The 14064-nt window shown below is 62.5% G+C and carries 11 protein-coding genes; 8 read left to right on the forward strand and 3 right to left on the reverse strand.

Annotation, left to right across the window (positions count from 1 at the left end; all coding sequences use genetic code 11):
• Window positions 1-59 precede the first annotated feature (59 nt).
• The 5 genes from AWB64_RS07065 to AWB64_RS07085 all read left to right on the forward strand — a co-directional run bounded on the left by AWB64_RS07065 (window position 60) and on the right by AWB64_RS07085 (window position 6402).
• Complete coding sequence (locus tag AWB64_RS07065; protein WP_082850390.1) at window positions 60-3293, forward strand: response regulator; 3234 nt, start codon at window positions 60-62, stop codon at window positions 3291-3293.
• 11 nt (window positions 3294-3304) lie between these two features.
• Window positions 3305-4147 carry a CheR family methyltransferase gene (locus tag AWB64_RS07070; RefSeq protein WP_060817949.1) on the forward strand — a complete coding sequence of 281 codons (843 nt, stop codon included), beginning with the start codon at window positions 3305-3307 and terminating at the stop codon, window positions 4145-4147.
• A 2-nt stretch (window positions 4148-4149) separates the two neighbouring features.
• Window positions 4150-4770, forward strand: coding sequence for a chemotaxis protein CheB (locus AWB64_RS07075; RefSeq protein WP_244163970.1), 621 nt, complete (start codon window positions 4150-4152; stop codon window positions 4768-4770).
• 42 nt (window positions 4771-4812) lie between these two features.
• Window positions 4813-5970 (forward strand): hybrid sensor histidine kinase/response regulator, encoded by a 1158-nt coding sequence (locus AWB64_RS07080; protein ID WP_060817953.1) that lies wholly within the window; start codon window positions 4813-4815, stop codon window positions 5968-5970.
• A 135-nt stretch (window positions 5971-6105) separates the two neighbouring features.
• Window positions 6106-6402 carry an acylphosphatase gene (locus AWB64_RS07085; protein WP_060817954.1) on the forward strand — a complete coding sequence of 99 codons (297 nt, stop codon included), beginning with the start codon at window positions 6106-6108 and terminating at the stop codon, window positions 6400-6402.
• A gap of 64 nt (window positions 6403-6466) precedes the next feature.
• On the opposite strand, the gene egtD is transcribed toward AWB64_RS07085, so the two are convergent.
• Entirely contained in the window at window positions 6467-7456 is a 990-nt protein-coding gene (gene egtD / locus AWB64_RS07090) for an L-histidine N(alpha)-methyltransferase (RefSeq protein ID WP_060817956.1), read from the reverse strand.
• Between the two features lie 559 nt (window positions 7457-8015).
• On the opposite strand from egtD, the gene AWB64_RS07095 reads away from it, so the two are divergent.
• On the forward strand, window positions 8016-10259 hold the full coding sequence (locus AWB64_RS07095) for a hybrid sensor histidine kinase/response regulator (RefSeq protein ID WP_060817958.1): 2244 nt from the start codon (window positions 8016-8018) through the stop codon (window positions 10257-10259).
• Here AWB64_RS07095 and AWB64_RS07100 read toward each other — a convergent pair.
• Together AWB64_RS07100 and AWB64_RS07105 are read right to left on the reverse strand one after the other, a co-directional pair.
• On the reverse strand, window positions 10246-11604 hold the full coding sequence (locus AWB64_RS07100; protein WP_082850409.1) for an ATP-binding protein: 1359 nt from the start codon (window positions 11602-11604) through the stop codon (window positions 10246-10248). The genes AWB64_RS07095 and AWB64_RS07100 overlap by 14 nt on opposite strands.
• 47 nt (window positions 11605-11651) lie before the next feature.
• Complete coding sequence (locus AWB64_RS07105; RefSeq protein ID WP_060817959.1) at window positions 11652-12392, reverse strand: response regulator; 741 nt, start codon at window positions 12390-12392, stop codon at window positions 11652-11654.
• 249 nt (window positions 12393-12641) lie between these two features.
• On the opposite strand from AWB64_RS07105, the gene AWB64_RS07110 reads away from it, so the two are divergent.
• On the forward strand, window positions 12642-13391 hold the full coding sequence (locus AWB64_RS07110) for a response regulator (protein WP_060817961.1): 750 nt from the start codon (window positions 12642-12644) through the stop codon (window positions 13389-13391).
• Between the two features lie 127 nt (window positions 13392-13518).
• Window positions 13519-13851 carry a hypothetical protein gene (locus AWB64_RS07115; RefSeq protein WP_060817964.1) on the forward strand — a complete coding sequence of 111 codons (333 nt, stop codon included), beginning with the start codon at window positions 13519-13521 and terminating at the stop codon, window positions 13849-13851.
• The last annotated feature ends 213 nt before the right edge of the window (window positions 13852-14064 follow it).

Consider the following 14064-nt stretch of genomic DNA (forward strand, 5'->3'; position numbering starts at 1 on the left):
CTATGGTCCGGTGCTGCCTTTTCGGCGCCTGACAAAATTTCAACAACATTCACTCGCCAATGTTCATAGACAGCCGAAACCGATCCACATGGCTCTACTTCGCGATCATCCTGATCCTGATGGTCGTGTTCGCAATCGACTGGCTCACGCCGCTCAGGATCGCCATCTGGGTCTTCTACATGCTGCCGGTCGCGCTGTGCATGTGGGTCGATCGGCCGAGTGTGCCGTTTCTGACTGCCGGCGCGGCGTCGGTGCTGACCGTGCTGGGTTTTTACCTCACGACCGGCGACGCGATCGCAAGCACATTCGTGCTGCAGATCAACCGGGTCATTGGCGTGATCGTGATGTTCGTGCTCGCGGGCGTGGGACATCTCTATATCAAAACCCGGCTGAACCTGCAACGCAGCGCGTGGCTGAAGCAGGGCGAAGTCGAGATCGGATTGCAGATGCGCGGCGATCTCACCCCCGCTGCCATTGGCGAGGGCATCCTTCGTTCGCTCGTGCCTTACGTGGGTGCGCGCGTGGGCGTGCTGTACGGGCGCAAGGGCGACGCGCTGGAACGCATCGCGGCGTGGGCGCTGCCCGCAGACAGCAATGTGCCGCAGCGGATCACGCGAGGACAGGGACTGACCGGACAAGTGCTCGATGAAAAGCGGATCATCGAAGTGGCGGGGGCGTCGTCGGAATTCCTGAAGGTCGGTTCGGCGCTCGGCTCGGCGGCGGCGAGCCATTGCGTCGTTGCGCCCATGATTGCGGACGGCGAGGTGACCGGAGTGCTGGAACTGGGGTTTATCGGCGATGAAAATGCCTTTTCCGATACCCGCGAACTGCTCGAAAACGCATCGGAGGCGATGGGCATGGCGTTGCGCTCGGCGCAATATCGGGGGCGCATGGTCGAATTGCTCGAAGAGACGCAGCGGCAGAGCGAGGAATTGCAGGTTCAGCAAGAAGAGTTGCGGGTATCAAATGAGGAACTCGAGGAGCGCGGCCGCGCGCTGATGGAAACGCAGGCTCGCCTGGAAACGCAGCAGGCCGATCTCGAGCAGTCCAACGTGCGCCTGGAAGAGTACACACACAGTCTCGAGCGGCAGAAGGCGGAACTCTTGCGGGCGCAAAAGGAGCTGGAGGCGAACGCGCAGGCGCTGGAACGCGCGAGCCAGTACAAGTCCGAGTTCCTCGCGAACATGTCGCACGAATTGCGCACGCCGCTCAACAGTTCGCTGATTCTCGCCAAGCTGCTGCAGGACAACAAGCACGGCAACCTCACCGACGAACAAGTGCGCTACGCCGCGACCATCCATTCATCGAATAGCGACTTGCTGTCGCTGATCAACGACATCCTGGATTTGTCGAAGGTGGAAGCGGGGCAAATGGACGTGCAATTCGCGCCGGTCGCCATCGACGGAATGCTGCAGTCCTTGCGTCAGTCCTTTGCGCCCGTTGCCGACTCGAAGGGACTCAAGCTCGTGACGGAGCGCGGCGAGGGCGTGCCGGAGTACTTCGTCACGGACAATCAACGGCTGCAGCAAGTGCTGCGCAACCTGCTTTCGAATGCGTTCAAGTTTACCGAGCAAGGGCAGGTGACGGTATCGGTGCAAATGGCCGATAACGCTGAAAACACTGTGCGTTTCGATGTGCGCGATACGGGCATTGGCATTGCCCGCGACAAGCAGGACCTGATCTTCCAGGCATTCCAGCAAGCCGATGGCACGACCAGCCGCAAGTACGGCGGCAGCGGCCTGGGGTTGTCGATATCGCGGGAATTCTCGCGGCTGCTTGGCGGTTCGGTGAGCGTTGCGAGCGAGCCTGGCAAGGGCAGCGTCTTTTCGGTCACGCTGCCGTTGAGCGTTCGCGAAGGGACGGTGACGGCCAAGCTGGACGCAACCGGTCATGCGGGCGAACTCGTGGAAGCCGGGGCGCTGGTTGAAGGGCAAGAAGCGCAAGGTGCACAAGAAGCGCGGGAAGCGCGCGAAGCGCCGGTGCAAAGCCATGCGCCCGCACATCTTGTGGCGCAGGCTGCATCGAGCATACCGGACCCCGCGTCGTGGCGCGCGACTGTTGCGAGCCATCACGTGCCGCAGCCCATTGCCGATGACCGCGCCAATCGCAAGCGCCCGAATCGCGTGATTCTCGCGATTGAAGACGACTTGCGTTTCGCGCATATCCTCCACGACCTCGCGCACGAACTCGAATTCGACTTCGTGCATGCAACTACCGCGACGCACGGCGTGGAACTTGCCCGGGAACTGCAGCCGAACGGCATCCTGCTCGATGTCGGCCTGCCCGACCAGTCGGGCCTGACCGTGCTCGAATGGCTCAAGCACGATCCGCTGACGCGTCACATTCCCATCCACATCGTTTCGTCGACGGACCATGCCGACGTCGCACTGCATCTCGGCGCTATCGGCTATACGCTCAAGCCCAGCGCGCGCGAGACGCTCGCGGGCGCGATCCGCAAGCTCGAAGCGCGCTCGGCGCAAGGTATGCGGCGCGTGCTGGTGGTCGAGGACGATCCCACCTTGCGCCAGAGCATTCACGCGTTGCTGCAAAGCGCGACCGTGGAGATCGTGGAAGCGGGAACGATCGCGGAAGCCATGGAGCAAATCGATCGCGGCACCTTCGATTGCATCGTGATGGATCTGGCGTTGCCCGACGGCTCGGGCTATGACCTGCTGGAACGCGTATCGACGGCGAAGGAACATGCGTCGCCGCCGGTGATCGTGTACACGGGGCGCGTGTTGTCGCCCGACGAAGAACAGCGCCTGCGCCGCTATTCCAAGTCGATCATCATCAAGGGCGCAAAGTCGCCGGAACGTCTGGTCGATGAAGTCACGCTGTTTTTGCACAGCGTTGAAAGCGCGCTGCCGCCCGAACAGCAGCGCATGCTGCGCGCGGCGCGCCAGCGCGACGACGTGTTCGAAGGCCGCACCATTCTTCTTGCCGAAGACGATGTCCGCAATATTTTCGCGCTGTCGCACGTGATCGAGCCGCTCGGCGCCAGGCTCGAAATCGCGCGTAATGGCCGTGAGGCGCTGGAGGCGCTGGCGCGTCATCCGGACGTCGATCTGGTGTTGATGGACATCATGATGCCGGAGATGGACGGTTTCACCGCGATGATCGAGATCCGCAAGAACCCGGAACATGCGCGCCTGCCGATCATCGCGCTGACCGCGAAAGCCATGGCGAGCGACCGCCAGAAGTGCCTTGAAGCGGGCGCGGACGATTACATTTCGAAGCCTATCGATGTCGACAAGCTGGTGTCGCTGTGTCGCGTCTGGCTGCGGCAACGGTAGACGGAGCGATCATGCCGCATCGGAACCCGAGAAACGCGGACGAAGCCATTTTCGACATCGAGTTGAAACTGCTGCTCGAAGCCGTCTATCTGAAATACCAGCACGATTTCCGCCATTACTCCGTGAGTTCGCTGCGCCGCCGCCTTGGACAGGCGCTGACCGACCTCGGATACCCGACGCTGTCGCAATTGCAGGAGCGCATTCTGCGCGATCCCACGCTGTTCTCGCGCTTGTTCCAGTACCTCACGGTGCAGGTGAGCGAGATGTTTCGCGATCCGGCGTATTTCCGCTCGATTCGCGAACAGGTCGTGCCCATCCTGCAAACGTATCCGTCCATCAAGGTCTGGGTTGCGGGCTGCAGCACCGGCGAAGAACTTTGGTCGCTCGCCATTTTGTTCGCGGAAGAAAATATCGCGGACCGTACCGTTTTATATGCCACCGACATCAACGCCGGCGCGCTGCGCCAGGCCGAAAGCGGCATCTATCCGCTGGATCGGCTGGCGAGTTTCAGCCAGAATTACCTGGCGGCGGGCGGCAAGCGTTCGTTGTCGGACTATTATCACGCGGCTTACGGCGCGGCGAAATTTTCGCAGACGCTCAAGTCGCGCGTGGTCTTCGCCGACCACAGTCTCGCGACCGACAGCGTGTTCCTGGAAGCACACCTTGTGTCATGCCGTAACGTGCTGATCTATTTCGATCGTGCGCTGCAGGACCGCGCGCTGGGCCTTTTCAACGATTCGCTGGTGCGACGTGGTTTTCTGGGCCTGGGCAGCAAGGAAAGCATCCGCTTTTCGAAACATGCAGACAGTTTCTCCGATTTCGATGCGCGTGAGCGCCTGTACCAGAAGGTCTGACGATGACTTTGACACTGCGAGGATCGGAGGAATTTTTCAGTCCGATGGCTGGCGTCGACGCCATCGTAATTGGCGCATCCGCGGGCGGCGTGGAGGCGTTGAGCCAGTTGCTGCCGGGGCTTCCCGCTGATTTTCGTCCGGCGGTGCTGATCGTGGTTCATGTCAGGAGCGACGCGCCCAGCCTGCTGCCGGAACTGTTTGCATCGCGCTGCCGGTTGCCGGTCGTCGAACCCGACGACAAAGCCGCAATCACCGGCGGCACGATTTATCTCGCGCCGCCGGGATATCACATGCTGGTGGAGCCCGACTGCACAATCTCGCTTTCCGTCGATCCGCCCGTGCGGTTTTCGCGGCCATCGGTGGATGTGCTGTTCGAATCGGCGGCGCTGTGTTTTGGCGATGCACTGCTTGGCATCGTGCTTTCCGGCGCCAACGACGACGGTGCGCGCGGGCTCGAGGCGATCGAACGCGCCGGCGGGCGCTGCTGGGTGCAGGAACCGCGAACCGCGATGTCGGACGCCATGCCGCTCGGCGCCATCGCGGGTGGCGGGGTCCGCGACGTTCTTACAATTGACGCGATGCTCGCGCGTTTGCGCGGCATGGGACAAGGATCTGCGACGTGAACCAGGTTGACTTGGAGCTGACACGCTAATGGAACTCCGCTAATGGAACTCAACAGGCAACCGATTTACGTTCTGATCGTTGACGACGTGCAGAACAACATCACCGCACTCGAGGCGTCGCTCGCGCGCCCGGATATTTCCGTGCTCGCCGCCGGATCGGGTCCGGCCGCGCTCGAATTGCTGCTCAAGCATGAGGTCGCGCTCGCCATTCTCGACGTCAACATGCCCGGCATGGACGGCTTCGAGCTGGCCGAACTGATGCGCGGCAGCCCGCGCACCGCGCACGTGCCGATCATCTTCCTGACCGCGACCGCGCAGGACACCGGGCGCACGTTCCGTGGTTATGAAGCGGGCGCGGTGGACTTTCTCTACAAGCCGTACGACTCGCGCATTCTCAATTCGAAAGTGGATGTGTTCATCCAGATCGAGAAGCAGAAGCAGCAACTGGCCACGCAACTCGCGACCGTGCAGCAGCTTCTCGATGCGAACGAAATGCTCATGGCCGTCCTCGGACACGACTTGCGCACGCCGTTGTCGGCGGTGATTGCGTCGGCGGAATATCTCGCGCGGTTCGTCCCCGACGAAAACGTCGCGAACATCGGCACGCGGATCAAGAGCAGCGGCATGCGCATGGTGCGCATGGTCGACCAGTTGCTCAACCTCGCGCGGCTGCGCGGCGGACGTGTCACGTTGCAGCCACGGGCCGTGGAATTGATGACGCTTGCGAAGAACATCGTCGAGGAATATGAGGCGCGCGTGGGCCGCGGCCGGATCTTTATTTTCCGCGATGGTGACACGCTGCTTCAGGGCGATGGCGATCTGCTGTCGCAGGTGTTTTCGAATCTGATTGGCAATGCGCTGACGCACGGCCGCGAGAGTTCGCCGATCCAGATCCGCCTCAACGGCGAGGCCGCCGACGAAGTAACCATCACGGTGCAGAACGCGGGCGAGATTCCCGTGGATGTCTTGCCGACCATTTTCGCGCCGTATCGATCAGGGCGGCCACAGCAGGAAACGGGCGGCCTGGGACTCGGACTCTATATCACGCGCGAGATTGCGCAGATGCATGGCGGCCGCGTGGAAGTACGCTCCGACGCTGAAAGCGGCACATTGTTCGAGGTCACCGTGCCGCGGGAAGCGGTGGCGCGGCGCGCCAGCAGCACTGCCGGCGAAACCGCGCAGCCTTTCCGGTTGGGATGACCCTGAACGAAAAGGATGGGCGATGTCCAATTTGCCGGTCTTGTCTAGAATGCTGCCTGATGAGTGTGTGCCGGCAAGCGTAACAATGCGGCGCGGCTCACTCGAAAGCTTATGCACTAGTCAGGAGAAGCAAACATGCCGGGTCCGGATCTGGATACTCGAATAGAAACGTATTACGTGCGTGTGCGGGGCGTGGTGCAAGGCGTCGGGTTTCGTCACGCTACATTGCGGCGCGCACATTCCCTCGGCGTGAGAGGATGGGTAGCCAATCTCGACGACGGCTCGGTCGAGGCGATGATTCAAGGGCCTGCAAACCAGGTCGACCTGATGCTCGAATGGTTGAGAAGAGGTCCGCCGCACGCGCGCGTGACGGATTTGACGAGCGAAGAGCGGTATATCGAAAAACGGTTTGAACGGTTCGAGCAACACTAGGATTGCGCCTGGGTCAGCGGCCCGACCCATCCACTTCGATTCACTTCCCAGGCGCGATCAAAAATCAGCCGGCCACCAGCAAACTTTCCGCAAACCCCCATTCCTTATCCGTCCACTGCCGGGTGCATCGAAAGCCGGCGTCGGACGCCAGCGGTCCGACTTCTTCCGCGCTGTATTTATGGCTGCTCTCTGTCCAGATCGTCTCGCCCTGACGGAATTCCACCGTCAGCTTCGCAGCCCGAATCGTCGCCGTGACTGGCCGCGTCGCGCGCAGATGCATCTCGATACTTCTTGCATCCGGATTGAATCGCGCCAGATGTTGGAACGCATCCAGCGGAATATCCGCATCCAGTTCGCGATTGATTCGCGCGAGAAGATTCAGGTTGAACGCGGCTGTCACGCCGATTGGATCGTCGTACGCGGCAATCAACGTATCCAGCGGCTTGAGCAAATCCATTCCAAGCAGCAAGGCGTCGCCGGGCTTGAGCATGCCGCGTATCGACTTCAGAAAACGCGTCGCGGCAAGACGCGAAAAGTTGCCGATCGTGCTGCCGAGAAACAGCACGAGCAATACTTCGCCCTCGCGCCGGTTCGCGCTGACTTCGGCAAGACCGGCCAGATAGTCGCGCTCGTACCCGACAATCGATACGCGTTCGATATCGCCGAGTTCACGTTTGCACAATTGCAACGCGGCAGGCGAAATTTCAATCGGACAGTATTCGGTCGCACCGCTTGGACGCTTCTTCGACAACGCTTCCAGAATGCGCCGCGTCTTGCGTCCGCTGCCGCTGCCCAACTCGGCCACCGTTACGTTACGCGGCAACTCGGCCACGATATCCGCTGAATGCGCGCTCAAGACACGCTCCTCCGCGCGCGTCACGCCATATTCGGGCAGGGCGGTGATGACTTCAAAGAGAGCGGAGCCGACTTCGTCGTACAGATACATCGATGGCAATTCTTTCTGTGGCGAATGCGTCAGGCCGTCGTGCACAGCGGCGGCGAACGCGGACGGAAAACGCGATAGATGAGCGGCGTGAGTCGTTGCCAAGGGCATGGATGTCTCCAGATGTCGCGTCGCGATGAACGCGGCCAGTTATGCATGACAGGCAGGTACACAGTGACGTGCCGTCATGAGAGTAAGCCCGGCGTGTGACGGCAGCATCGCGGCGAGGTTGCCATGCTTCGCAGGGAGCGCAGGGAGCAATACGGCGAGCAAGAAGCGCGCGCGGCAGGGTGTTTCGATCGAAGTTCTCCTGATCGTTGCGGCGGATTGAACGTGAACATCAGGCGCCATCAGGGAAGTGCACGACATCTTCCGCGCGAATTTTCTCGAATCGAGGGGTGGTGGCGTCACGGTCGTGTGCGCTTGCTCGATCAGACGCGCAAGAACTACAGTCCATGGGCACGCTTTTACACGGGAGATGTGAAATTCCGGAGACGGCGGCGTGGTGAAGCGGCCGTTGCCACGCATGCTGAAAGCGAAGCACCGACACATAGCTCATACATAACGCCGACTGGCGCAATGCTTGCTTGCAACTTCCCAACACGTCCAGCGCATCCATCTAATCTTTGCTTCGCGCTGTCATCGCCGTCTCCCCTCCTGTGCCAGATTCATGACCGACCCAGTTAGCCCCGATCCCGCGATTGCACGTCTCGACGAAACGGGTGCGCACTGCCTCCCGAAGCCGGCCGGGCAAACCGAACCTGCAGCCCGCGCCGACATACCCTTTGGTTTCCCCCTTGGCCCTCAGCCCTCGGAGCCGGAAGCAGGCCCGACAAGCGCCACGCCGCCCGATGCCGTTCCCGACTCCAATCCGTTTTTCTTGAGCGTGCTGAACGGCAGCACGGATTGCATCAAGGTGCTGAAGCCCGACGGCACGCTCGAATTCATGAACGCGAACGGCATCTGCCTGATGGAGATCGACGACTTCGCGCCGTTCAAAGGCAAGTCATGGGTGTCGCTATGGCCGGTGGAGTCGCGCGTGCTGCTGGACGACGCCATCGATAACGCGCGGCAAGGCCGCCATTCGCGCTTCGAGGCGCTCTGTCCCACCGCGAAAGGTACGCCGAAATACTGGGAAGTCACGGTTTCCCCGGTGAATGGGCCAACGGGCGTGGAATGGCTCGTATCGATCTCCCGCGATATCACCGAACGCGTGCTCAACCTGCGCTCGCTCGACACGGCGCTGCAGGAGCAAAAGCGCCTGAGCGAGGCGCTCGAGCGGCACCGGGAAACGCTGGAACAACGTATTAATGAAGCCATGGCCGCGCTGCGCGCAAGCGAAGAGGAGCGCCGCGAGACGGCGGCGGTGCTCGCGCAGTCGCAGAAAATGGAGGCGGTCGGCAAGCTGACCGGCGGCGTGGCGCACGATTTCAACAACGTGCTGCAAGTGATCGGCGGCAACCTGCAGCTTGCCGCGCAGGACGCTGGCGGCCACGAGACGCTCGCTCGCCGACTGGCGAGCGCGCATGAAGCGGTCGAACGGGGCGCGAAGCTCGCGTCGCAGTTGCTTGCATTTGCGCGCCGCCAACCGCTCGAACCGGTGCCGCTCGACCTCGCACGGTTGTTGCGCAACTCCGACGACATGTTGCGGCGTGTGCTGGGCGAGACTATCGAGCTGGAAACGGTGGTGTCGGGCGGCCTGTGGAACACGTTCGCCGATCCCAATCATCTGCAGAACGTGATTGTGAATCTGGCCATCAACGCGCGCGACGCAATGGACGGCGAGGGCCGCCTGACCATAGAAGCCGGCAATGCAATGCTGGACGACGAATACACGCGCTACTACGACGACTTGAAGAGCGGCCAGTACGTGATGATCGCCGTATCCGATACGGGTTCCGGCATGACGCCCGACGTGATGGGGCGCGCGTTCGAGCCGTTCTACACCACCAAGCCCGACGGCCGCGGCACGGGACTGGGCCTGAGCATGGCATACGGCTTCATGAAGCAGACCGGCGGCCATATCAAGCTCTACAGCGAGCCCGGCGAGGGCACCACGGTCAAGCTCTACCTCCCGCGATCGATGGAAGATGAAACCCAGCGCGTCGAGACATCGCATGAGCCCGTAACGGGCGGCTCGGAAACGATCCTGGTCGTGGAAGACGATCCGAATGTGCGCGCGACCGTCGTCGACACGCTGACCGAACTCGGCTACAACGTGCTGAAAGCCAGTGACGCCCAAAGCGCGCTGAATGTGCTCGAAAGCGGGGTTCACGTCGACCTTCTTTTTAGCGACGTGGTCATGCCGGGGCCGCTGCGCAGTGTCGACATGGCGCGCCGCGCGCGCGAGATGCTGCCTTCGCTGGAAGTGCTGTTCACCTCCGGCTACTCGGAAAACGCGATCGTGCACGGCGGCAGGCTTGATGCAGGCGTGGCGCTGATCAGCAAGCCGTACAGGCGCGACGCGCTCGCGCGCAAGGTGCGTTCAATGTTGCACGCACGCGCAGGTGAGCCGCAATCGCAATCACATTCGCCGCCGCACGAGCCTGAAACGCCTCGGCCTTTGCGCGTGCTGGTCGTGGAGGACGACATCAATACGCGCGAAGCCACGCGCGAGTTGCTCGAACTGCTCGACGCGCAAGTCCACGCGGTAAATAGCGCGCAAGCCGCGCTGGACCTGATCGAAGCTCAGGAATTCGATGTCCTCCTCACCGACGTCCGCATGGCCGGCATGTCGGGTCTTGACCTCGCGCGGGCGGCGAGGCGCCTGCGGCCGCGCTTGCGGGTGGTGCTTGCGTCGGGATATGGCGCCGGTATCGGGAGCGAACTCGACGTGGAACTGAGTTCCGCCACGTTGCTGCCGAAACCCTTCAGCTTCGAACAACTCGAAGAAGCTGTGTTCAGGAAGCCATGACAGGTTGCGGCGCGCGCGTGCCTTGCGACGCCGTGCCGTTGTTCGCGCCTGCGTCCGCGCCTGGATAATCCGCACCCACCGGCACCACGATCCTCACAATCAAACCGTGTTCCGGCGCGTTGTCGATCTCGCAGCGGCCGCCGAGTTCGCGTGCGAGCCGCCCGACTATCGCCAGGCCGAGTCCGCAATGGCCGTCTCCGGCGCGTGCCGGATCGAGGCGCACGAACGGTTTGCGGGCGTCGCTCAGACGCTCTGGCGCAATGCCTTCGCCATGATCGCGCACCGTGATCACCCACTCGCTGCCGTGCCGGGCCGTGCCGATATCCACGGGCGGCGCGCCGTGTTCCAGCGCGTTATCGACGAGATTGGTCACCAGCCGGTCAAGCGACGTACGCGGCAACCTGAACCCGTCTCCCGCGAGCAGTTCAAGCCGGAACAACGCGTCCTCGCCCGCCTCGTCGTGCGCGAACTGTTCCGCGAGAAAACCGTCGACGTTCACCGCCGGCCCCGTTGATGGCGTGCTTGCCGCGAATTCCAGGAACTGCTGCACGATGCGCGTAAGCGAATCGATATCGCGGATAAAATGCGCGCGCTCGGCGTCGTCTTCCACCAGCACGCTCGCACGCAGTTTCAGGCGCGTAAGCGGCGCTTTCAGATCGTGCGCGATACCCGCCAGCATCACGGCTTTTTCATCGTCGGCGTCGTTGATCTGCCGCATCATCTGGTTGAACGCGCGGATCAGGTCGCGCAATTCACGCGGTCCGCGCTCCTCAACGGGCACTGGCCGCTCGCCCGTGCCGAACTGTCGCGCGCTTTGCGCCACGCGCGACAGCGGCCGCTGCAACTGCCACGCCGCAGCCAGCGAGAGGATCACGGCCGCCAGCAGCATGCCCACCGATTCGACAAGGATTGGCGGAGCCGCCGGCAAATCCACCGGCGTCACGATCCAGTTCGGATTGTCGGGATAGCGCACCCACAGGCGCGGCGAACGATTCGGACCATCGATGGCAATCTGCGCGCCGCGCGGCAACAGGTTTCTCAGCGCCCGCAGCAGATGCACGATCTGACCATGATCCGGTTCTCTCAAGGCCACGCCTTCCGGAAGATTCGCGGCGAGCACGAGTTGCGCGTTCAGCGCGGGTGCGATCCGCACGCCCTGGCGAGCGTCGTCATTCGCGGCGGCCAGGACGAGCATCAGGCCGCGCGCGTAGCCTTCGGCATCGTGATGCGGACGCTGCACGGTCAGCACCGCGAACCAGCATGCCTGCACGGCGAACAGCACGACGAGCGAAATCAGCGCCATGCGCCCGAACAGCGAGTTGAAAGGGTTGTTTCGGGTGGACATGCCTCGGGCTGAGTTGCCCGTACCGCGCTTGAACCAATGGAAGATCTTCATACCGGCGCTGCACGATCGGGATGGTCGCGGACTCCGTCGGGATCGGGAATGAATACGTAGCCCTGGCCACGCACGGTCTGCACGTGACGCGGGCTGGCCGGGTCCTCTTCGATGATTCTTCGCAAGCGCCAGATGGGCACGTCGAGGCTGCGCTCACTGAAGCTTGCGTCGTCCCGATGCACCAGATCGTGAATCAGCACGCGCGACAACACCTTGTACGGATGTTTGACCAGTACCTTGAGCAACGCGAATTCGCTGTCGCGCAAGGCTACGCGCTCGGTGCCGCTGACCAGCGCGCGCGTGACGAAGTCGAGTTCGAAGCGGCCGAAGCGCTCGCTCGCGCGGGTTTCGGGACGCGCCGTGGAAGCTGGCGCGCGCCGTCGCAGCACGGTATCGATGCGGGCAAGCAGTTCGCGAGGATCGAAGGGTTTGGAAAGGTAATCGTCGGCACCGAGTTCGAGGCCTTCGACTTTCTCCGTCACGCTGTCGCGCGCGGTGACGAAGATCACCGGAATGTCGTCGCCGGCGGCGCGCACCTGGCGCAGCGCGGCGAGGCCGTCCACGCCGGGCATCATGATGTCGAGGACCACAATGGACGGCCGTTCGACTTCCAGCCTCCGGCGCAAGGCGGTGCCGTCATGCAGGACGCTGACTTCCAGCCCGCGCGTGGTCAGGAAGCGGCTCAGCAGGTCGCACACTGCCGGGTCGTCGTCGACGATCAATACCGATGTAGTCATGCTGGAAATTTTAGCTGTGCGGGGTAAGGATGCGGCTTTTCCGTGTCCGCTGCATGGTTACGGATTCTTACGCGACACTGCCAGAAAAACGGCCGCCTTGTGCCCGTCGCATGCCGCCGAGCGAGTGGCGGCGCGGCCGGATGAATCGATCCGGGCAAGGCGACCGTTCGGCCAGCATGCAATTCGATGAAAGGCGCGGAAAGGAATCCCTGTCGCAGAAGTCAGGTTGCGCGTTTTAGAATCAAACGCATGACCCAACATGTTCTTCTCGTCGACGACGACCCCGTGGTGCGCGATCTGGTGCGCGAATATCTGCAAGGCCACGGCCTGGCGGTATCGGTGATGCACGATGGTCTGGGCCTCAAGCGCCGGCTCGATGCCGAACGGCCTTCCATTGTCGTGCTCGACGTCATGATGCCCGAGCAGGACGGCATCAGCGCGCTGCGCGAACTGCGCGCATCCGGCGACGACATTCCCGTCATTTTCCTGACCGCGCGCTCCGACGTGATCGATCGCGTGATCGGCCTGGAACTCGGCGCCGACGACTACCTGGCCAAACCCTTCGATCCGCGCGAACTGCTCGCACGCATTCGTACAGTCTTGCGGCGGCGCGACGCGGCGTCGCCGGGTGCGCCGGAAGACCGGCCACCCTACCGGTTCGGTCCATATGAAGTGGATTTCGCCGCGCGCGAATTGCGTCATAACGGCCAGCGTGTGCCGCTGCGTTCGGGTGAATTCGCGACGCTCAAGATCTTCGTCAAGAATGAGATGGTCGTGCTGACGCGCGCGCAATTGAACGAGAAGCTGCGCGGACAGGCCGGCACATACCGGGACCGTAGCCTCGATGTGTCCATCTGGCGGCTGCGGCGGTTGCTCGAAGCCGATCCCTCCGATCCACGATACGTCCAGACAGTCTGGGGCCAAGGCTATATTTTCGTGCCGCAGGGCGAGACCGGCGCGGTCGAGCGCGCGCTGCGGCGTGGATCGACGGGAGCCTGACGCGATCAAAACGCGCGGACTCATATGTATCCGCTGAAATGATCCGTTACCAACTGCATCAGTTATTTCTTCGCTGCCCGCATAAGATCGTTTCCATAGTCCCGAGCACGGGATCTGGAGAACTTAAATGAAACGCGTAGCAGCAGTGTTGTTGATGGCCGGTACTCTCACCATGGCAGGTCAGGCGTCCGCGCACGGACGCGGCGGGGATGGCGGCGCGGTGGTCGGAGCCTTGCTGGGCGGAGCGGTGATTGGGGCGCTGGTCGGCTCGGCGGTCAGTGCGCAGCCGGTATATGCGGCGCCTGTCTACGCCCCGCCGGTGTACGCGCAACCCGCATATCAGCCGGTTTACGCCCAGCCGGGCCCGCCGCCGGGATCGTGCTACGACAGTTATCGCGGCGCTTATGTGCCGTGCGCTCCGCCGCCGCCACGCGGGTATTACCAGCAACAGAGCTGGTAATACGGGTTATCGGTGCAGGGACCAAGAACCGGGCTATACGCCCGGTTTTTTGTTTTCGAGCGCGGCAACGTGCATTGATCATGGTTTGTCCATGATGCGCAAGGTCACAAGTTCCGTGCGGGCTGTATCGCCCGAGGGCCCGTCTGGCAAGGCTTACCGGCCATTCGAAATCCGCTTGAGCGGCACGCCGTTTGCAGTAAAGGAAAGGCGGGC

The sequence above is a fragment of the Caballeronia sordidicola genome, from assembly GCF_001544455.2.
In the GTDB taxonomy this organism is placed as follows: domain Bacteria; phylum Pseudomonadota; class Gammaproteobacteria; order Burkholderiales; family Burkholderiaceae; genus Caballeronia; species Caballeronia sordidicola.